The sequence below is a fragment of the Streptomyces sp. NPDC101160 genome (genome assembly GCF_044768205.1).
Taxonomy (GTDB): domain Bacteria; phylum Actinomycetota; class Actinomycetes; order Streptomycetales; family Streptomycetaceae; genus Streptomyces.
Genome location: NZ_JBIWPJ010000001.1, coordinates 130,409 through 151,236 on the forward strand (window position 1 = coordinate 130,409; position 20,828 = coordinate 151,236).

The following is a 20,828-nucleotide window of genomic DNA, read 5'->3' on the forward strand; positions in this document are numbered from 1 at the left end:
CGCGCAGACAGGAGCACCACGCATGCGGTTGACCGTCATCGGTACGGGATATCTGGGAGCCGTGCACGCCGCGTGCATGGCCGACATCGGGCACGACGTCCTGGGTGTGGACGTCGACGCCGAGAAGGTGGCCGACCTCGCCGAGGGCCGCCCGCCCTTCTACGAACCGGGATTCGAGGAGGTCCTGACCCGGGCCCTCGACTCCGGCCGCCTGCGCTTCAGCACCGACCTGCGGGAGGCGGCGGCGCACGGCGAGGTCCACTTCATCTGCGTCGGCACCCCGCAGCAGGCCGGCTCCCCGGCCGCCGACCTGCGGTACGTGGACGCCGTCGTCGACGGACTGGCCCCGCACCTCTCCGCGCCCTGCCTCCTCGTGGGCAAGTCCACGGTCCCGGTGGGCACGACCGCCCGCCTGACCGAACGCATCGCGCGTCTGACGCCTCCCGGCGTGCGCGCGACGGTCGCCTGGAACCCCGAGTTCCTGCGCGAGGGCTTCGCCGTCGAGGACACGCTGCGGCCGGACCGGATCGTCGTCGGCGTGAGGGATGCGGACGCGGACGAGACGCTGCGCCGCGTCTACGCCCCGATGCTGGCGGCGGACACCCCGTACATCGTCACCGACCCGAACACGGCGGAGCTGGTCAAGTCCGCGGCCAACTCCTTCCTCGCCACGAAGATCTCCTTCATCAACGCGATGGCCGAGATCTGCGACGCCGCCGACGCGGACGTCGTCACGCTCGCCGACGCCCTCGGCCACGACACCCGGATCGGCCGGCGGTTCCTGAACGCGGGGGTCGGCTTCGGCGGCGGCTGCCTGCCCAAGGACATCCGGGCGTTCACGGCCCGGGCACGGGAGCTCGGCGTCGGGCCGGCCGTGGCGTTCCTCGACCAGGTCGACGAGATCAACCAGCGGCAGCGGAGCCGGACCGTCACGCTCGCCCGGCGGCTGCTCGACGGTGACCTCACGGGTCGGCGCGTGACGGTACTGGGCGCCACGTTCAAGCCGGACAGCGACGACGTACGGGACTCACCGGCGCTGGCCGTCGCGGCCGAGCTGCACCGGCAGGGCGCCCAGGTCCGGGTCCACGACCCGGAGGGCGCGGCGAAGGCCGGACTCGCCCACCCGGAACTGCGCTGCAGCGCGGATCTCCTGACGGCCTGCCGGGGCGCCGAACTCGTGCTGCACCTCACCGAGTGGGGGCAGTACCGCGAGCTGGATCCCGTCAAGCTGTCCCGTGTGGTGCGCACTCCGCTGCTGATCGACGGGCGCAACGCGCTCCCGCACGACGCGTGGCGCGCGGCCGGCTGGACCGTGAAGGCGCTGGGCCGTCCGGCGCCGCCGCCGGAGCGGCGCGGGGCCACCGCCACCGCGGCCGGCCAGAGGCGGCGGACCATCATCGCCTCCCCGGCGGCCCCCGGACCGGAGGCGTCCGCGGTGCCGGTCGGCGCGGGTTCCGTCGGCTCCTGAGCCGAACGCGGCGGACCGGCCGGGCGCGATCCGCTCCCGGCCGGTCCGTCCAGGTCCAGTCCGGCGGATGGGGATCGGGCAGGCCGCGGCGTCCAGGGTCCGTCCGGCGGATCGCGCCGTGGTCGTGATCCGCCGGTCGGCCTCCCCTCCCCTCCGGGCCCGGGCCTCGGTTCAGCCGGCGGCGGGCTGGACGGCTCCGACCACCGGGTTGTCGTGCACGGAGATGTCGCTGATCCGCACGTCGCCGAAGCCGGCGACCGCCTCGTCCTCTGCGCCGACGCTGATGCCGTGCTGAAAGCCGCTCGCCTCGACGTTCGTGATCCTGACGTGGCTGAGCCGGCGGGTGCCGGGGAGGGTGTTGCGCAGCGCGATGCCGACCCCTTCGCGCCGCGCCTTGCGGCCCCGCCGACGAGCGCGATGTTCCTGACCTCGACATCGGCGGTGTGGTGCACGGTGATGCCGGAGTTCCCTCGTGGGGCGATCGTCGCGCGACCGGCGCCGTACGACTCGATCACGACCGGCTTCGTCAGCAGCAGCGCGGCCGAGACTCCCGTGGCGGCCCTCAGTGTCCGGCTCCGGCTCTCCGCTTTCACGTACACCCCTTAGCTCTGTTTTCACGCGCCATACCCCCATATGGGGACAGAGCGCCAGAAGAGGTACGCGCGAAACGCCGATGACGGCACGGCAACCGAGCCACGTGCGGGGCTTTGTGACGTGCGTCTTGCAATCACATGGCCGGCCCCTCCGAATCCTTCCGACGGCGTGGATCACGGCCACAGAATGACTCGCCATCAGGCCTCTTTCTCCTCCGATCCGGAGGAGCCATTCAGATCCTCAGAAAGCCACGACGATCATGCTCAGAACCGGCACACCCTCGCCGGCCCCTCACCCGGCCCCCACCGACCCCCCTCTCCGTGCGGCCGCCACCGCACCGGCGCGCGGGAGGGCGGGTTCATGCTCCGCCATGTGACGCGCAAGGCGGCGGGCTGGCTGACCATGATCGTGATCGCCACGAACGTCACGTACGTCCTGGCCGCCTGGTTCCTCGACCCGAGGTCCAACTACAAGGACACACGCCCGGTGCGCACCGAGGCGGAGATCGACCAGGCCCTGGCGCCGTACAACCTGGACCCGCGGGTGCCGCTGGTGGACCGGTGGTGGCACTGGTTCAGCGAGGTGGCCCTCCACTTCGACTGGGGGAAGTCGCCTCTGGGAGCGTCGGTCGACTCCGAGATCGGTTTCCGCGTGCTGGTCAGCGGCCAACTGGTCACCGCGGCCACCCTCCTGTCCGTGCTCCTCGGTGTCGCGCTCAGCGTGTCCGGCGCGTCGCGGCAGTACGGCTGGTGGGACCGGATCACGCAGCTGGTGTCGGTGTTCCTCTTCAACATTCCCACCGCCGTCGCCGCGTTGGCCGTCGTCCTTGTCGGGATATGGCTCAACCAGAGCCTCGGACTTCGCTTCCTGTACGTCGCGGGAGAGAAGTCACCGACCGTCGAGGGGCTGCTGCCGACGGTCGTCGACCGGGTGCAGCACCTCGTCCTGCCGACGCTCAGCCTGACCCTGCTGGGATATGTCGGCTATCACCTGACCCAGCGCACGCTGCTTCTCGACGCCATCGGCTCGGACTTCGTGCGCACCGCGCGGGCCACCGGGCTGACCCGCGCCCAGGCGATCCGCCGCCATGCGCTGCGCGCCTCGCTGATTCCGACCGCGACCTCGGTGGCGTTCGGCATCCCCGCCATCTTCACGGGCGCGGTCATCACCGAGACGGTCTTCGGCTGGAACGGCATGGGCCAGTACTTCATCCAGACCATCGCCAAGAACGACGTGCACGGCACCGTCGCCGTGGCGGCGTTCGGCGCGGCCATGACCGCGCTCGGCGCGATCCTCGCGGACGTCGCCGTCGTCGTCCTCGACCCACGGGTGCGGGTGAGCTGACATGGCCACCACCGTGACGCCGGCTCCACTCCTGGGCAGCGGCCGGCTGTACCTGCGGCGGTTCACCCGCAACCGCGGTGCGCTGCTCGGCGTGGTGCTCTTCGTCCTCCTCGTGCTGTTCAGCGTCTTCGGCGGTCGGTTCACCGACTTCGCCCACACCGACGCCGACTTCACCGCGCTCACCCAGCCGCCGAGCGCGGCCCACCCCTTCGGCACCAACCAGGGCGGCAACGACGTCTACGCCGAGGCGGTGCACGGGCTGCAGCGTTCGCTGGTGATCGCGGTCGCCGTGTCGGCGCTGACGACCGTGCTGGCCGCGGTGATCGGCGCGGGCGCCGCGTACGTCGGCGGGAGGCTGGAGAAGCTGACCCTGGCGGTCATCCACTTCCTGCTGGTGGTTCCGTCGTTCCTGATTCTCGCCCTGGTCTCGCACCGGCTCGCGGGCGACTGGCGGGTGCTGATCCTCGTGCTCACCGTCTTCGGCTGGATGACGACCGCCCGGGTCGTCTGGTCGCTGTCCACGTCGCTGCGCGAACGCGACTACGTGCTGGCCGCCGAGTTCATGGGGGTACGGCCGTGGCGAATCGTGGCCCGGCACATCATCCCCAACCTGGGTTCCCTGCTGGTGGTCAACCTGACCCTCGGCGTCGTCGCCACCGTGCTCAGCGAGACGGCGCTGTCGTTCCTCGGTTTCGGCGTGCAGACCCCCGACGTGTCGCTGGGCACCATGCTCGCCGACGGCTCCGGCACCATCACCAGCGCCCCGTGGCTGTTCGCGTTCCCCGCCGGGCTACTCGTCCTGCTCACCGTGTCGATGACGCTCGTCGGCGACGGGCTGCGCGATGCCCTCGACCCCACTTCGATCTCGGCGGCCTCGGGAGGCGCACGATGACCTTCACCCTGGCCCCGGCCCCCGAGTCACCGCCCGCCGGCACCGCGCAGAGCCCGGTGCTCTCGGTGCGGGACCTGCGGGTCTCCTTCCCGTCCGAGGCGGGCCCCGTCGCGGCGGTGCGCGGGGTGAGCTTCGACGTGCTGCCCGGCCGGACGCTGGGCATCGTCGGCGAGTCCGGGTCGGGCAAGTCCGCGACCGCGATGGGCGTCATGGGGCTCCTGCCGCCGACCGCCCGGGTGTCGGGCCAGGTCCTGCTCGGCGGCCGCGACCTGGTCGGTCTGAACGACAGACAGCTGTCCCGCGTGCGCGGCAAGGACATCGGCATGGTCTTCCAGGACCCGCTGTCCGCGCTGACCCCGATCTTCTCGGTCGGACGGCTGCTGTCCGACGCGCTGCGCGTGCACCAGGACCTGACGAAGCAGGCCGCGTGGAAGCGCGCGGTCGAGCTGCTCGACCTGGTGGGCATCCCGGAACCGCACCGCAGGGCACGCTCGTTCCCGCACGAGTTCTCCGGTGGGATGCGCCAGCGCGTCGTCATCGCGCTGGCCATGGCGAACGCCCCGTCGGTCATCGTGGCCGACGAGCCGACCACCGCGCTCGACGTGACCGTGCAGGCCCAGATCCTGGACGTGCTGCGGACCGCGCAGGCCGAGACCGGTGCCGGAGTCGTGCTGATCACCCACGACCTCGGCGTGGTCGCCGGGTACGCGGACGACGTCGCCGTGATGTACGCCGGGCGGATCGTGGAACGGGCGGGCGCCGCCGAGCTGTTCCGGCGGCCCACCATGCCCTACACGATCGGCCTGCTGGGCGCGGTGCCCCGCCCGGACGCACCGAAGGACCGCCCGCTGGTGCCGATCGGCGGCGAACCCCCGTCGCTGGTGGGACTTCCGGCCGGGTGCCCCTTCGCGGACCGGTGCCCCGCCGCGCTCGACCGCTGCCGCACGGAGGAACCCGCCGCGGCGCCCGTCGCCGGGCACGGGCACATCGCCTGCCTGCGCGCCGACGAGATCGCGGACGGACGGCTGAAGGCGGATGAGCTCTTCCCGGCCCTGGAACCGGCCCCTGCATCGGCTCCGGCCCCGGCCCTGGCACCGGCCCCTGCGTTGGCTCCGACCCCTGCCCTCGCCGCGGCACCGGCCCCTGCGTCGGCCCCGGCACTGGCGGACGGCGTGGACGGCGCGAGTGGCGTGGACGGCGCGAGTGGCGCCGGTTCTCCGGGGGACGTGGTGCTGCGGGTGTCAGGTCTGAGCAAGACCTTCCCCGTCACCAAGGGCGCGTTCCTCAAGCGCCGCGTCGGCACGCTCCACGCGGTCAGCGACGTCGGATTCGAGCTGCGGGCCGGCGAAACCCTGGGTCTGGTGGGCGAGTCCGGCAGCGGCAAGACCACCACTCTGCTGGAGATCCTGCGGCTCAAGCCACCGGAGAGCGGCCGGATCGAGGTCGTGGGCACGGATGTCGCCGCCCCCGGCTCGGCCGACCGACTGCGGGAGCTCCGCGGCGCGGTGCAGATCGTCATGCAGGATCCGATGGGCTCCCTCGATCCGCGGCTCACGGTCTTCCAGCTGCTCGCCGAGCCGCTTCAGGCGGTCGGCGCCGACCGGGCGGCGATCCGGGACCGGGTGGCCGAACTCCTCGGCCTGGTCGGCCTGGACGCGTCGGTGGCGGACCGCTTCCCGGCGGCCCTGTCCGGCGGGCAGCGCCAGCGCGTCGGCATCGCCCGCGCCCTGGCGACCCGGCCACGGATCGTGGTCCTGGACGAGCCGGTCTCGGCCCTGGACGTGTCCGTGCAGGCGGGTGTCGTCAACCTGCTTGCCCGACTCAAGCGCGAGCTGGGCCTGGCGTATCTGGTCGTCGCGCACGACCTGGCCGTGATGCGGCACTTCGCCGACCGCATCGCGGTCATGTACCTCGGGCACATCGTCGAGACCGGCAGCACCGAAGCCCTCTTCGCAGCCCCTCGGCACCCGTACACCGAGGCCCTGCTCTCGGCGATCCCGGTGCCCGACCCGGAGCGCGAGCGCTCCCGCGAGCGGATCGTGCTGGAGGGCGAGCAGCCGAGCGCGTCGAACCTCCCACAGGGCTGCGTCTTCGTCGACCGCTGCCCGCTGTACCGGCTGCTCGACGACGGGCTGCGGGACCGGTGCCGCACCGAACGGCCCGCCCTCGGCCCGGCGACGCCCGGCTCCGGCCACCGCCACGCCTGCCACGCCCGCTGACCGCGGGCCCTTCTCGCAGACCCCACGTCGACACCGCACCCCTGGTGTCGCGAACCAGCTCAAGGAATGAGGATCCACTCCGTCATGCGATCGAGAATCGCCGTCCCCGCGGCCGCCCTCACCGCCGCCCTCGCCCTCTCCGTCTCGGCCTGCAGCTCCTCCGGCTCCGGCGGCACGGGCGCCGGCCCCGCCTCCGGAAAGGGCGCGACCCCCAGCGCGGCCTCGGCGAAGGTCGACTACAACCCGCAGCCCTACGACAACGTCAAGGACGGCGGCACCTACACCACCGCGGGCACCATCGACGACCAGGGCAACCCGTTCAACGCCAACGCGACGCTCACCGCCAAGCGGGTCTGGTTCTGGTACAACCCTGACGTCATCACCTACTCCCCCACGGGTGAGGCGCAGTACAACCCGGACTACCTCAGCGACGTGCGGGTCGGCGTCACCGGCGGCAACCAGCGGGTGGTCCTCACCCTCAACCCCAAGGCCACCTACAACGACGGCACCCCGATCGACTGGACGGCCGTCAGGGCGACCTGGCAGGCCAACAACGGCGCGGACAAGAAGTACAACGCGTCGGACACCGAGGGCTACAGCCACATCACCTCCGTCACGCGCGGCACGGACGACAAGCAGGCCGTGATCGAGTTCAAGGGCGCCGCCCCGTGGTGGTCGAGCCTCTTCACCACGCTTCTGCACCCCAAGGCCGCCACGGTCGCCAACTACAACGACGCCTACGTCAAGAAGGTCCACCCCGAGTGGGGCGCCGGCCCGTACACGGTCGGGACGTTCGACGCCAAGGGCGGCGACCTCACCTTCGTACGCAACCCCAAGTGGTGGGGCAAGAAGGGCAAGCTCGACAAGCGCGTCTACGTCAACCTGGAGTCGGCCGCGGCGGCCAACGCCTTCAAGAACGGCCAGATCGACTACACCTCCGCCGGCGACGCCGAGGGCCTGAAGCGGCTCAGCGGCGTCCAGGGCACCGAGATACGGCAGGGCGGCAGCCCGTTCGCGTACTCCTTCTACGTCAACGCCAAGTCGCCCAACCTGCAGGAGGTCCAGGTCCGCAAGGCGCTCCTGGAGAGCATCGACCGGACCCAGATCGCCAGGATCCAGTTCCAGGGACTGGGCGGCTACAGCGAGCCGCTGCCCGGCTCCCTGCTGCTCTTCAGCTTCCAGAAGGGCTACTCCGACAACGTCGGCGCCGTGGTCAAGCACGATCCGGCGGAGGCCAGGAGGATCCTGGACGCCGCCGGATGGAAGCCGGGCGGCGACGGCATCCGCGAGAAGGACGGCAGGAAGCTCACCGTCTCCTACACCCTGCGCGGTGACGACCCGCTGGAGAAGGCCACCGCCGGCGCGCTCGTGCAGATGCTCAAGCCGGTCGGCATCGAGGTCACCCTCAAGAACTCCACCGACGCCGACTTCGCCAAGATCCTCGCCGACCGCAGCTTCGACATCTTCCTCGTCGGCAACCGGTCCTCGGACCCGTTCGGCGCCCGCTACCTGTGCGAGTTCTACTGCACCGACAGCGCCTCCAACATCGTGAGCATCGGCTCGCCCGAACTGGACAAGGAGATCCACGCCGTCTCCGCGATCGCCGACCCCGACCAGCAGATCGCCCGGGCCAACGCCGTCGAGCGCAAGGCACTGGCGCAGTACGGCTACCTGCCCCTGTTCAGCGGCCCGTCCATCTACGGCGTCAAGAACGGCCTGGCCAACGTCGGCGCCACCATCTTCGGCACCCCCTTGCCGGAGACGGTCGGCTGGCAGAAGTAGCGGATCCCACGGCCCGGCGGCCCGCCTGAGCGGGACCGGGCCGGGGCCGGGGCAGGACCGGGCCGGGGCCGGGCGGGGCCGGGGCCGAGGCGGGGGCCGGGGCAGGCAGGTCTCAGGTGCGCCGAGCACCCCGGGCCGGCCGCCCGCCCCGTACGCGGACCGCCGCACCGCGCTTCAGTGCGCCTGCGCGTACAGCTCCTCCACCAGACGGGCGACGGCCTCCGGCTCGCGCAGCGTCGGGTAGTGGTCCGAGCCGGCGAGGCGGACCAGCCGGCAGCCGGGGATGCGTGCGGCCATCTCCTCGTTGCAGCGGACGAGTTGCGGGCGGTCCAGCTCGCCGAGCGCGAGCACCGTCGGCACCGCGATCTCGCCGAGCCGGTCGAAGGCGGGCGGATCGGTGCGCTGATGGCCCACGTTGGCGAACCAGGCGGGCAGCACGGCCCTGAGGTGCGCCGCCGCGACCGGATCGGACTCGGGGGCGCCGCCCGCCGCCCGGCCCCACAGGCCGAGGCCGAGCCGGACGATGCCCTCCGTGTCACCGGCCTCGGCGAGACGTGCGAGCTCCTTGTAGAACTCCTCCTCGTCGAGGTCGTATCCGCTCACCCCGGGCACGAACAGCGCGAGACCCGCCACCCGCTCCGGCGCGTCGAGCGTGAGACTCAGCGAGGCGGCGCCGCCCATGCTGGAGCCGACGAGCACCGCGCGGTCCAGGCCGAAGTGGTCGAGGACGGCGGCGAGGTCACCCGCGGCGGTGTACGACGTGACCGGCGCCGGGGACCGGCCGTATCCCCGCGCGTCGTAGCGGATCAGCCGCTGCCGCCCGGTGAGCGAGGCGAGCACCGGGTCCCAGATGGTGGAGTCACCGACCCCCGGATGGACCAGGACCATCGGCAGCCCGTCCCCTCCCGTATCCTCGGCCCAGACCTCGCCGCCGTCGACCCGCACCATGGTTTCCATGCGCCCAGTGTGGTCGGCGGCCGGGGCGGCCCGCCAGCCACGAACCGGTCGTGTCGGCGCCGGGTGGCGCATCCGTCGGCGCGGTGCGCGCCCTCGTCTGCGGTACGCCCTGATGGGGGCGTGGACTTCGAGCCGTACCGGGGTGAGTTGCTTGCGTACTGTTACCCGATGCTGGGCTCGTTCCACGAGGCCGAGGACCTGGTGCGGGAGACGATGCTGCGCGCCTGGAAGGCCCGCGACCGCTACGACTCCACGCGCGCGTCGGTGCGGACCTGGCTGTACCGGATCGCGACCAACGCGTGCCTCACCGCACTGGAAGGGCGGGCGCGGCGTCCGTTGCCGTCCGGGCTCGGTGCGCCGAGCGAGGATCCCGGGGCACCGCTCTCCCCGGCCTTGGACGTGCCCTGGCTGCAGCCGTTCCCCGACGCGTGGCTGGACGTGGAGGTGCGGACCGACACGCGGCTCGCGCTGGTGGCCGCGGTACAGGTGCTGGCGCCGCGGCAGCGAGCCGTGCTGCTGCTGCGCGAGGTGCTGCAGTTCAGCGCCGCCGAGGTCGCCGAGCAGCTGGGGACGACCGCTGCGTCACGAAGTACCGGAGGGCGATGCGCTGACGGTTCTCGCCGCCCCCTTCTTCGGCGGCCTCGCCGATACCATCGCCATCGTTCGCCGGGGGCCGTACGTACCGCGGCGGCCCGGGCGCGGCGAGGGAGAGACTGTGGCAAGGAAGCGGCCGGTGGGGAAGCGTCCGGTGGGTTCGGGGCCGGTGGGGATGGGGCCGTGGCGGTTCGTGCTGTGGTTCGGCACGGTCAGTCTGCTCGCCGACTTCGTGTACGAGGGGGCTCGCTCGGTCACCGGGCCGCTACTCGCGTCACTGGGGGCGTCCGCGCTGGTCGTCGGCGTGGTCACCGGTGCCGGAGAGGCGGCGGCGCTCGGGCTGCGGCTGGTCTCCGGCCCGCTGGCGGACCGCACCCGCCGCTTCTGGGGTCTGGCCATCGCCGGATACGCGCTGACGGTCGCCTCGGTGCCGCTGCTTGGCGTGGTCGGGACGCTGTGGGCGGCGTGCGCCCTGGTGATCGCCGAGCGGGTCGGCAAGGCGGTCCGCTCACCGGCGAAGGACACCCTGCTGTCCCACGCCACGGCGGCGACGGGACGGGGGCGGGGCTTCGCCGTGCACGAGGCGATGGACCAGGTCGGCGCGCTGGTCGGGCCCCTGCTCGTGGCCGGTGTGCTGGCGCTGACCGGCGGCGACTACGGGCCCGCGCTCGGCGTGCTCGCCCTGCCCGGCGTCGCGGTGCTGGGCGTCCTGTTCTGGCTGCGGGCACGGGTGCCGGATCCGGAGGCGTACGAGCGCGAGGCGGCTGCCACGGCCGCCGCGGCCGGCCCGGCACCGGAGCGCGGGGCTGCGGAGGCGCGTCTGCCGAGGGCCTTCTGGTCGTACGCCGCGTTCACGGCCGCCACCACGACCGGGCTCGCCACCTTCGGCGTCCTCTCCTTCCACCTGGTCCAGCGGCACCTGCTCGCCTCGACGTGGGTGCCGGTGCTGTACGCGGCGGCGATGGCCGTCGACGCCGTGGCGGCGCTGGCCACGGGCTGGCTGTACGACCGCCACGGCCCCCGCGTGCTGATCGCCCTGCCGGTGCTCACGGCGGGCGTGGCGCTGCTGGCGTTCACCGACACGCTGGGCATCGCGGTCGCGGGTTCGCTGGTGTGGGGCGCGGCCATGGGCATCCAGGAGTCCACCCTGCGCGCCACGGTCGCGGACCTGGTGCCCAGCGGCCGGCGGGCGACCGCGTACGGGCTGTTCGCCGGCGTGGTCGGCGCCGCGAGCCTGGCCGGCGGCGCGCTGATCGGCGGCCTGTACGGCTACTCGATCCCCGTACTGATCACCGTGGTCGTCGCTGTCCAGGTGCTCGCCGTGGTGCTCCTGTTCGCCACCCGCGCGTCGCGGCGCTGATTCCGCCGCTGCCTCCGTGCTCATCCGTTCGGCCCATCAGCGTCGCTCGTCGCGCTGACCGCGCGGCGCGCCGCCGTGGCAGCGCCGTAGACCACCGGCCGTAGTGGTGCGGGAAGAAATCCTCGATCCGCCGGAGACCTCCATGCACCAGCGCCGCCTCGCGGTCGTCTCGCTCGCCGCCGTCAGCCTGTTCACCGCGGTGTGCGGCGGTTGCTCCAGCAATGACAAGACCACCGGCCCGACAAGCTCGTCCTCCGCCACGACACCCTCGGCAAGTGCCTCCGCGAGCACCTCGGCGAGCGCCTCCGCGAGCGCCTCGACCGGGGCGGGCGGAGGGACGAGCATCGCAACGGCAACCGTCGGCAAGTTCGGCGAGATCCTGGTCGGCTCCCAGGGCAAGACCCTCTATCTCTTCGAGAAGGACACCTCGACCAGCTCTACCTGCTACGACGCCTGCGCCGCCGCCTGGCCGCCCGCCCTCACCACGGGCGCTCCCACCGCCGCCCACGGCGCCGACCAGGCCAAGCTCTCCACCACCAGGCGCACCGACGGAAAGACGCAGATCGTCTACAACGGGCACCCGCTGTACTACTTCGAGGGCGACACCTCCAAGGGCGACACCAACGGCGAGGAGTCCGACGCCTTCGGCGCCAAGTGGTACGTGGTGAACCCGGCCGGCGACAAGGTCGAGGGTGACTGATCCGATGACGGGCGACGAGCACGCGACGCCCGGAGGGACGCATCGCGGGCGAGTCGTACGGGGCGTGCTCTGGGCTCTGCTGCCGGTCGCGGCGGCGGTCGGCGTGTACTGGTACGGACGCGCGCACACGCCTGTGTACGACACCAGCCTGTTCGGCGCGCGCTTCGACGACGCCCAGCAGTTGAAGTCCGAGCTCGGCACCGCCCTCCTCGGCCTCGCGCTGATCCAACTGCTGCTCGCCCTCTGGCTGTACGGGCGGCTGCCCGGCCTGGGACCGGCGCCACGGCCGGTCGGGCCGACCCACCGGCTCGTCGGCCTCGCCGCCTTCCTGCTCTCCCTGCCGATCGCCCGCCACTGCCTGGTCGCCTACGGCGTGCAGCTGACCGACGCCCGCACCGCCCTCCATTCGCTGAGCGGCTGCTTCCTCTACGGAGCCTTCGTCGCCAAGGTGAACGTCGTCCGGCACCGCCGGCTGCCGGGCTGGGCACTGCCCGTGGCCGGCGGCGCCCTCGTCCTGGCGATCGCACTGCTCTGGTACACAGCGGCCCTCTGGTACCTGAACGGCGCCGACGCGCCGGGCTTCTAGCGTCCGGCGCAACAGCTCCAAGATCGATTGTCAGTGGTGGGTGAGACGGTAGGAGCATCCAGTCGGAAACGAGGGGGAGCTGCCCGTGTCCGGGAATCAGAACTACATCAACCACGTCGCGCTTGTGCTGGACGCCAGTTCGTCCATGTCGCACCTGAGGAACAAGGTCGTCGAGGTCGCCGACCAGCAGATCGCGTACCTTGCCCGCCGGTCCAGGGAACTGGACCAGGAGACCCGCGTCACGGTGTACGTCTTCGCCGACAAGGTGGAGTGCGTCATCTACGACAAGGACGTGCTGCGGATGCCTTCGCTGAAGCAGCTGTACCGGGTCGGCGGGATGACGGCTCTCCTCGCCGCCGCCCTGAAGTCGCAGCGGGAGCTGGCCCAGACGGCCCAACTCTACGGCGACCACAGCTTCCTGACGTTCGTCCTCACCGACGGACAGGAGAACGCCAGTCACCGCTGCCCGGACGCCCCGGCCAGGAATCCGCGTGAACTGGTGGCCGCCGTGGCACAGATGATCGAGACGCAGGAGGACAACTGGACGCTGGCCGTGCTGGTGCCGGACCAGATGGGCAAGCGCGAGGCCGTCCAGTGCGGGTTCCCCAAGGACAACATCGCCATCTGGGACGCGACGAGCACGCAGGGACTGGAGGAGGCCGGCCAGGTCATCCAGGAGGCCACCGAGAAGTTCATGGTGGGGCGCACGAAGGGCATCCGGGGAACGCGAGCCGTGTTCTCCATGGGCGCGGAGACGGTCAACAAGGACACCATCAAGGCGGCGGGCCTCACCCCGGCGAAGCCGTCGGAGTATCAGCTGATCCCGGTGACCCGTGACGCGGGCATCCGCGACTGGGTCGTCGAGAGCGGCCACACGTACCGGACCGGTGGCGCGTACTACCAGCTGAGCAAGTCGGAGAAGATCCAGGCGCGCAAGCAGATCGCGGTCCTGGAGAAGAAGACGGACCGCATATACACGGGCCCCGAGGCCCGGGCCCTGCTCGGCCTCCCGGACGTCGAGGTCCGCGTCAAGCCGGACCACAACGACGACTTCACCATCTTCGTACAGAGCACCAGCGTGAACCGCAAGCTCGTGGCGAACACGCGGCTGCTGCTGATGATCTGACCGGGGGCGTGTGCGCCGGGGGTGGAGCCGGGCCCCGGTATGGTCGTCCCCCGCATGCTCCCGCCATCAGCGCCGTGAGTTCGTCGAGGCGCTCGCGGCAGCTTCGCAGCAGGCCGGCCACGTCCTCGGGCAGCGGCACCGTACGGGCGGCGACGTCGTGCAGGTGTGTTGTACGGTGCCGCGCACCCCCTAGTCACCCGCGGGCGCCGGCGTCCGGACCGCCCGTGCCAGTGCGTCCCGCACCCGGTCCGTGTCCGTCTCCGTCGTGCGCCAGTTGCTGAAGGCGGCGCGCAGTGCGGGCGTGCCGTGCAGGACCGTGGGGGTGAGGAAGGCCTCGCCGGAGTCGGCGACCGCGCGGGCGAGGGCGCCGAGCCGTTCCGCGGTCGGGTCGTCGGCGAGCGTGAAGCAGACGACGTTCAGGCGCACGGGGGCGAGGAGTCGCAGGCCCGGGACGGCGGAGACGCCCTCGCCGAGGCGCCGGGCCAGGGCGGCGCAGCGCTCGACGATCTCGGCGTGGCCCGCGCGCCCGTACGCGGTCAGGGAGAACCAGGTGGACAGGGCGCGCAGCCGCCGGGAGTTCTCCGGGGTCAGGTGGAGGAAGTCGGGGGTGCCGGTGGGCAGGCCGAGGTAGGGCGACTCGTTGTGGAAGACGCGCACCTGGAGGTCCTGGCGGCGGGTGAACTGGACGGCGGCGTCATAGGGGACGTTCAGCCACTTGTGCAGGTCCACGCAGATCGAGTCGGCGGCGTCGAGCCCGTCGACGAGGGAGGCGTGTACAGGGGAGAGCGCGGCGAACGCGCCGAAGGCGGCGTCCACGTGCAGCCAGAAGTCGTACCGCTCCTTGAGGGCGGCGATCGCCCGCAGGTCGTCGAAGTCGACGGTGTTCACGGTCCCGGCGTTGGCGACCACGACGGCGGGCCGCCCGCCGAGCGCTTCCAGCGCCTCGGCCAGCCGGGCCACGTCCACGGCCTCGCGCTCGCCGCCGAGCAGTGGCACGGAACGCAGGCTGTCGCGGCCCACGCCCAGGACGGACAGTGCCTTGGTGATGCTGGAGTGCGGGCTGCCGGACAGCACGTCGACCGGGCCGAGCGCGGCGGCTCCCTCGCGGGACACCGAGACGCCCAGGCGCTCGCCCAGCCACTCACGGGCGACGGCCAGTCCCACGGTGTTGGACATGGTGGCGCCGCTGACGAACGCGCCCTGGTGCGTCTCGCTCAGCCCGAAGAGCTCGCGCAGCCAGCCCAGCGTCTCGCGTTCCAGCGCGTCGGAGGTCGAGCCGCCGCCGCTGGAGCCGTTCTGGTCGTAGGCGCCGGTGAGCCAGTCGCCGGCGAGGGCCGCCGGGGTGGCGCCGCCGGTGACGAACCCGAGGTAGCGCGGCCCCGCCGAAGCGGAGAATCCGGGCTCCCAGCGCCGGGCGAACTGCTCGAGCGCGCCCTGCGCGCCGACGCCGGCCGCCGGGAGGGGATCGGGATCGGGGGCTTTCGCCGCGCCGGCGACCGGCCGCTCGCCGAGCCGGGAGAGCTCACGGGCCGCGAAGTCGCGGGCGGACTGGAGGAGTTCGGGGAGCCGGTCGAGGTCGGCGGCGAGCGTCGGATGCATGGCCGCAGCGTAAGCAGACGATCGGGACGAGCACGGGGGCCAATCTCGGAAAAGTGGCCTTGAATCCGGGATCCACGCGCGTCTGGATCGGCTCGCGTGGCCCTGGACGGGCCCACGCGCGGCGGCCGCGGTCCGTGTTCCGGCGCTGATCAGGTGGTGTCGTGGACGACTCGGCGGCAGGCATGCGCCCCTTCCCGCGCCCGGCGCACCTCCCGAAGAAAGCCGAGCGCCGGTCGCTCGCCGACTACCGCCGCCTCGCCCCGAGCCTCCGGCTGCTTCGTTCTGCGCTGGTCGCGCCTCCTGGTGAGAGACCAGCGGCGCGCGCTCGCTGAATCAAGTGAACCCGGCGGGGTGTGTGTTGGTCCGCTTATGTCATCGGGCAACTTCCCGTCCGGCGGTTGCATCCGTTGAGAGGGACACGATGACGAGCCACGCTACCGAAGCCGAGCTGGAAGACCTTCTGAGCCAGGCCCTGCACGCCACGGGAACAGACGGGCGGTGGGTGACCGACGCGGACGACATGTGGTGCCGTGTCGCACCCCGGTCCGGGTCCGGAGCGCGGCGCGAGCAGGGCTGGAAGCTGCATGTGTCGGCGACGGCGGCGTCCGCTCCGGCGGTTCTCGCGAAGGCCCTGGAAGTGCTGCTGCACCAGGAGTCGACGTTCAAGTTCGCCCGGTCGCGGGAAAAGGTGAGCGCGCTCAACTCCCGGGCCACGCCCCGGGGAAGCTCGGGCAAGTTCATCACGGTCTACCCGCGCTCGGACGAGGACGCGGTCCGGCTCGCCGAGGAGCTACACCGGGCCACTGCGGGACTGGCGGGGCCGAGGATCCTGTCGGACCAGCCCTATGCCGTGGGAAGTCTGGTGCACTACCGCTACGGCGCCTTCGTGGGCCGGCGGGGGCTGTCGGACGACGGTCTGCTGGTGTGGCTCATCGAGGACCCCGACGGCAATCTCGTCGAGGACAGGCGCACCGGCCAGTACTCCCCTCCCCCGTGGGCGGTCTGTCCCTTCCCCGCCACGGTGCCCGTCGCGCCGCGCACGGCGGCCGCGGCGAGCGGGCCGGTGGTGATCGGCGGTCGCTTCGCGGTACGGGAGGCGATCCGGCACACGAACAAGGGCGGCGTCTACCGGGGCACCTGCGTGCGCACCGGGGCTCCGGTGGTGATCAAGGAGGCCCGGCCGCATGTGGAGGCCGACTCCTCGGGCTGCGACGTGCGAGACTGGCTGCGCGCCGAGGCGCGGACACTGGAGAAGCTCCAGGGCACGGATCTCGCGCCCCTGTCGCTGGGACTGTTCGAGCACGGCGGGCATCTGTTCCTGGCCCAGGACGAGGTGCCGGGCGTGGCCCTGCGCACCTGGGTGGCCGAGCGCTTCCGCGACGCCGGCGCCGAGCGCTACCGCGGTGAAGCACTGGCCCAGGTGGTCCGGCTGGTGGACCTGGTCGCCGCGGCCCACGCCCGCGGTCTGGTCCTGCGGGACTTCACGCCCGCCAATGTCATGGTCCGCCCGGACGGTGAACTGCGCCTGATCGACCTCGAACTCGCCGTCCTGGACGACGACTCCCCGCTGCCGACCCGGGTGGGAACCCCCGGGTTCAGCGCCCCCGAGCGCCTGGTCGACGCGCCCGTCTCACCGACGGCCGACTACTACAGCCTCGGCGCCACGGTCTGTTTCGTCCTGGCCGGGAAGGTGCCGAACCTGCTCCCCGAGGAGCCCGGCGTCAGGCCCGCGGAGCAGCGGCTCGCCGCCTGGCTGGAGTCCTGTACCGAGCCGCTTCGCCTGCCGGAAGGTCTGGTGGAGATGATCCTCGGGCTGATGCGGGACGATCCCGGCGAGCGCTGGAACCCGGCACAGGCCCGCGAGACCCTTCACAAGACGGACCTGACAGCGGCGAACGCGGCACCCGCGGAGCCCGCATCCACGACATCGGCGCGGCCCGGGTCGTACCCCTCGACCGGCCGGACCGCATCCGGCGACGACGGCCCGCACGACGCGGTGGCCGGGATCGTGAACCATCTCGTCGAGTCGATGACCCCGGCGGACGAGCGGCGGCTGTGGCCCGTGTCCACCATGGCCGGCGAGGCGGACCCCTGCAGCGTGCAGCAGGGCGCGGCCGGTGTCCTGGCCGTACTGACGCGGTACTTCGAACTGTCCGGCGATCCGCGTCTGCCCGAGGTGATCTCCACGGCAGGCCGCTGGATCGCCGACCGCACCGACCTCCGCTCCGTACGACCCGGTCTGCACTTCGGCGGCCGCGGGACCGCGTGGGCGCTGTACGACGCCGGGCGCGCCGTGGACGACCGCCGGCTCACCGAGCACGCACTGGCCCTGGCGCTCGCGCCGCAGCGGTCCACGCTGCACTTCGACATCACCCATGGCGCCGCCGGCAGTGGACTTGCCGCCCTCCATCTGTTCCATCGCACCGGGGACGCGCGCTTCGCGGAACTGGCGGTCGAGGCGGCCGACCGACTGGCCGCCGCCGCGCGGCGCGAGCCGACCGCCGTGAGCTGGCCCATCCCGGCCGAGGCCGCCGCCGCGGAGGGCGCGTCCGGGGAGAGCGGAAAACGCTACCTCGGCTTCGCCCACGGAACGGCCGGCATCGGCTGCTTCCTGCTCGCCGCCGCGGCCGTCTCGGGCGCCGAGGCGCACCGGGACCTGGCGCTGCAGGCCGGCGAGCACCTGCTGGCCGCCGGGCGGCTCGTCGGCGGGGCGGCGCAGTGGCCCGCGCAGGACGGCGACGTGCCCACGGCCCCGTACTGGTGCCACGGCTCGGCGGGCATCGGCACGTTCCTCCTCCAGCTGTGGCAGGCCACCGGCGACGACAGGTACGGCGAGGCGGCCCGACGCAGTACGCATGCCGTCGCGGAGCGCGCCACCCGTGCCGCCCTGACCCAGTGCCACGGGCTCGCGGGCAACGGTGACTTCCTCCTCGACGTGGCCGACGCCACCGGAGACCCCGCCTACCGCGTCATGGCGGAGCGGCTCGCCCGGCTCATCGTCTGCGAGCGGGCCGAGCGCCGCGGCCACGTGGTCTTCCCCAACGAGTACGGGGACGTCTCGACCAGTTGGAGCGACGGTTCCGCAGGCATCCTCGCCTTCCTCCTGCGGATCCGCCACACAAGCCCCCGGCACTGGATGGTCCGGCTGCCGGAGTGAGCGGCAGGGTTCCCTGCCGCCGACCAGAGAAGAAAAGGGAGAAAGCCATGGAAAACCAGGACCTCGAGCTGATCGCCCGCCTTCACGCCCTCCCGGAGACCGAGCCGGTCGCCGTCGACGGATCGTTCTCGGGCACCTGTGAGTGCATCGGCCTGCTGACGCTCCTCAACACCGTCTGTATCGGCATCAGCTGCGCGTAGCACCGCGGCATGATCCGGCCGGCGGCCACAAGCCCGGGAAGGCCGCCGGCCGGATCCTCCGACCTTCGAACAAGCGTGTCCCCTTCCCTCCGTCTCCGCGCACACCGTGCCTGGCCGCGGACAGCGAACCCGTAAACGAGGTCCAGACGACATGCAGCCACACGCCGGTGATGACGATCCCGCCCGGGCGGCCCTCCTGACGGCCGCCGTCACCAGCCCGCACGCCACCCCCCACCCGTCTGCCCCTCCGGTGTACGCGATCAGCACGCGCGGTCTGGTCAAGAGCTACCCGGGGCCCCAGGGCACCACCGTCCACGCCGTACGCGGGCTTGACCTGGACGTGCCGCGGGGGCAGACCTTCGCCTTCCTCGGCCCCAACGGAGCGGGGAAGTCCACCACCATCGCGATGCTGTGCGCCCTGGCCCGCCCGACCGCCGGTCACGCCACCGTGGCCGGCGCCGACGTGCTCACCGAGCCCCATCGGGTGCGGCAGCGGGTCGGCATGCTCTTCCAGCACGGCGCCGTGGACCCGGACCTGACGGTCGAGCAGAACCTGGACATCCACGGACGCCTCTACGGGCTGCGCCGCCGCCACGCCCGCCGGCGCGCGGCGGAGGTGCTCGACCTGGTCGGTCTGGCCGACAGGCGCCGCTCCCCCGTACGCACGCTGTCCGGCGGTATGCGCCGCCGTCTGGAGATCGCCCGCGGCATGCTGCACGCCCCGAGCGTGCTGTTCCTGGACGAACCGACCACCGGACTGGACCCCCATGCCCGCGCCCAGGTCTGGGAGCACCTGCGCGCGTTGCCCGGCCGCCACGGGAGCACGCTCTTCGTCACCACCCACTATCTGGAGGAGGCGGAGAACTGCGACGCGATCGCCATCATCGACCGCGGCCGTCTGGTGGCCCAGGGCGCACCCCGCGCGCTCAAGGACGCGATCGGGGACGACCGGGTCGTGGTGCGCACCAGCGACGACGCCCTGGCACAGCACATCGTGCGGCGGATCGCGCCGGCCGGCCGCCCCGTCACGGTGGACGCGGGCGGGGTGTGTCTGCGCGTGCCGGACGGCAGCGCCTTCATTCCGCGTCTGTGTGCGGCGCTCGAGGGCCACGGCATCTCCGTGCACGCCGCTTCCGCGACGCCGCCCACGCTCGACGACGTCTTCTTCCACCACACCGGGCGCAGCCTGAACGCCACCGCGACCGGCAGGCAGCCGGCCGGCCCCGCCACGACGACCGAGAGGGGCAGCGGCCGATGACCACACTGCCGCTCCACACCGCCGGCGCCCCGGACGCCTTCGGCGACGAACGGCCCACCCGTCTGCGGCGCGAGATGCGCGCGATCGGCGCCCTGGTCCACCGCGATCTGCTGCGCCTCGCGGGCCAGCGCGCCCACACCGCGCTGATGCTGCTCCACCCGGTGCTCTATCTGCTCATCCTCGGCGGCGGGCTGACCGCCCTCATCCCCCGCGCCTCGCTGGGCGTCGGATACCAGACCTATCTCTTCCCCGGCATGCTGATGATGACGGTGCAGACCCCGGCCCTCCTGGTCGGCGTCCGTCTGATCACCGACCGGGAGAGCGGCTATTTGCGTGAGCTCCTGATGGCCCCGGTCAGCCGCGTCACCCTGCTCCTGGGCAACTGCGCCGGCGGCACCCTCGTCGCCACGGCCCAGGGCGCCGTCCTGCTCAGCCTCGCCGGTGTCGCGGGCCTGCCGTACGACCCGCTCCTGCTCGTGCTGCTCCTCGCCGGCATGGTCCTCGCCTCGTTCACCATCACCGCACTGGCCCTGGCCCTGGCCGTGACCCTGCGCAGGTCCGAGACGTTCCACATGCTCCTCGGCCTGGTGATGATGCCGCTGCTGTTCCTCTCCGGCAGCTTCTTCCCGTTCAAGGCCCTGCCCGGCTGGGCGCACACCCTCGCCGCCGTCAACCCTCTCGCGTACGCGGTCGACCTGCTGCGCCGCCTGATCGCCTGGCAGGTGCCGGGCCAGGAGGCGGTGAGCGGCATCGCGTGGGCCGGCCGGCAGCCACCGCTGCCCGTTGAGGCCGGCCTGCTCCTCGCCGTCGGCGCCGTCGCGCTGTGGTGGGCGGCCCACCGCTTCAACCGCCCCGAATGACACAGGGCCGTGGTGCGGCGCCGGTCCAGGCCGGCGGCGCCCCACGGCTCGGGCGGCAGCGGCGCGGGGGTCAGCGGCGGGGGCGCAGCACCAACGCCGAACCGCCGCCCCGGCGCGTCGGCGCGGCGACCG

Annotated in this window: 16 protein-coding genes and 1 pseudogene; 15 read left to right on the forward strand and 2 right to left on the reverse strand. The window is 72.5% G+C overall.

Going from position 1 to position 20,828, the window contains the following annotated elements:
• Positions 1-22 precede the first annotated feature (22 nt).
• From ACIRSU_RS00690 to ACIRSU_RS00715, 6 genes are all read left to right on the forward strand, one after another.
• Entirely contained in the window at positions 23-1,468 is a 1,446-nt protein-coding gene (locus tag ACIRSU_RS00690) for a UDP-glucose dehydrogenase family protein (RefSeq protein ID WP_403787611.1), read from the forward strand.
• Between the two features lie 213 nt (positions 1,469-1,681).
• Positions 1,682-2,074, forward strand: a complete 393-nt coding sequence (locus ACIRSU_RS00695; protein WP_403787614.1) for a hypothetical protein — start codon at positions 1,682-1,684, stop codon at positions 2,072-2,074.
• A 348-nt stretch (positions 2,075-2,422) separates the two neighbouring features.
• Positions 2,423-3,406, forward strand: a complete 984-nt coding sequence (locus tag ACIRSU_RS00700) for an ABC transporter permease (RefSeq protein WP_403787617.1) — start codon at positions 2,423-2,425, stop codon at positions 3,404-3,406.
• 1 nt (position 3,407) lies between these two features.
• Entirely contained in the window at positions 3,408-4,298 is an 891-nt protein-coding gene (locus ACIRSU_RS00705; RefSeq protein ID WP_403787620.1) for an ABC transporter permease, read from the forward strand.
• Positions 4,295-6,517: a dipeptide ABC transporter ATP-binding protein gene (locus ACIRSU_RS00710; RefSeq protein ID WP_403787623.1), complete on the forward strand. Its 2,223-nt coding sequence runs from the start codon at positions 4,295-4,297 to the stop codon at positions 6,515-6,517. The genes ACIRSU_RS00705 and ACIRSU_RS00710 overlap by 4 nt, the downstream gene beginning before the upstream one ends.
• Before the next feature lie 84 nt (positions 6,518-6,601).
• Positions 6,602-8,299: an ABC transporter family substrate-binding protein gene (locus tag ACIRSU_RS00715; protein ID WP_403787626.1), complete on the forward strand. Its 1,698-nt coding sequence runs from the start codon at positions 6,602-6,604 to the stop codon at positions 8,297-8,299.
• A 174-nt stretch (positions 8,300-8,473) separates the two neighbouring features.
• Here ACIRSU_RS00715 and ACIRSU_RS00720 read toward each other — a convergent pair whose 3' ends face one another.
• Positions 8,474-9,256: an alpha/beta fold hydrolase gene (locus ACIRSU_RS00720; RefSeq protein WP_403787629.1), complete on the reverse strand. Its 783-nt coding sequence runs from the start codon at positions 9,254-9,256 to the stop codon at positions 8,474-8,476.
• A 120-nt stretch (positions 9,257-9,376) separates the two neighbouring features.
• Between ACIRSU_RS00720 and ACIRSU_RS00725 the strand changes: the two are divergent.
• From ACIRSU_RS00725 to ACIRSU_RS00745, 5 genes and pseudogenes are all read left to right on the forward strand, one after another.
• Positions 9,377-9,841: pseudogene (locus ACIRSU_RS00725) on the forward strand (sigma-70 family RNA polymerase sigma factor); the annotation flags it as partial.
• Positions 9,842-9,989: 148 nt separating this feature from the next.
• A complete protein-coding gene (locus tag ACIRSU_RS00730; protein ID WP_403787632.1) occupies positions 9,990-11,210 on the forward strand; it encodes an MFS transporter in 1,221 nt (406 codons plus the stop codon).
• Positions 11,211-11,352: 142 nt separating this feature from the next.
• Positions 11,353-11,910, forward strand: a complete 558-nt coding sequence (locus ACIRSU_RS00735) for a hypothetical protein (RefSeq protein ID WP_403787635.1) — start codon at positions 11,353-11,355, stop codon at positions 11,908-11,910.
• 4 nt (positions 11,911-11,914) lie between these two features.
• Entirely contained in the window at positions 11,915-12,496 is a 582-nt protein-coding gene (locus tag ACIRSU_RS00740; protein ID WP_403787638.1) for a DUF6529 family protein, read from the forward strand.
• Positions 12,497-12,581: 85 nt separating this feature from the next.
• Complete coding sequence (locus ACIRSU_RS00745; RefSeq protein ID WP_403787641.1) at positions 12,582-13,622, forward strand: vWA domain-containing protein; 1,041 nt, start codon at positions 12,582-12,584, stop codon at positions 13,620-13,622.
• A gap of 189 nt (positions 13,623-13,811) precedes the next feature.
• Here ACIRSU_RS00745 and ACIRSU_RS00750 read toward each other — a convergent pair whose 3' ends face one another.
• Entirely contained in the window at positions 13,812-15,221 is a 1,410-nt protein-coding gene (locus ACIRSU_RS00750) for a pyridoxal phosphate-dependent decarboxylase family protein (RefSeq protein WP_403787644.1), read from the reverse strand.
• Between the two features lie 421 nt (positions 15,222-15,642).
• On the opposite strand from ACIRSU_RS00750, the gene lanL reads away from it, so the two are divergent.
• The 4 genes from lanL (at position 15,643) to ACIRSU_RS00770 (ending at position 20,696) form a co-directional block, all read left to right on the forward strand.
• Positions 15,643-18,378 (forward strand): class IV lanthionine synthetase LanL, encoded by a 2,736-nt coding sequence (gene lanL / locus ACIRSU_RS00755; RefSeq protein ID WP_403787647.1) that lies wholly within the window; start codon positions 15,643-15,645, stop codon positions 18,376-18,378.
• Positions 18,379-18,425: 47 nt separating this feature from the next.
• Positions 18,426-18,578: a VenA family class IV lanthipeptide gene (locus tag ACIRSU_RS00760; RefSeq protein ID WP_403787650.1), complete on the forward strand. Its 153-nt coding sequence runs from the start codon at positions 18,426-18,428 to the stop codon at positions 18,576-18,578.
• 151 nt (positions 18,579-18,729) lie between these two features.
• Complete coding sequence (locus ACIRSU_RS00765) at positions 18,730-19,836, forward strand: ATP-binding cassette domain-containing protein (RefSeq protein WP_403787653.1); 1,107 nt, start codon at positions 18,730-18,732, stop codon at positions 19,834-19,836.
• Complete coding sequence (locus tag ACIRSU_RS00770) at positions 19,833-20,696, forward strand: ABC transporter permease (RefSeq protein ID WP_403787656.1); 864 nt, start codon at positions 19,833-19,835, stop codon at positions 20,694-20,696. Before ACIRSU_RS00765 ends, ACIRSU_RS00770 begins: the two co-directional genes overlap by 4 nt.
• Positions 20,697-20,828 lie beyond the last annotated feature (132 nt).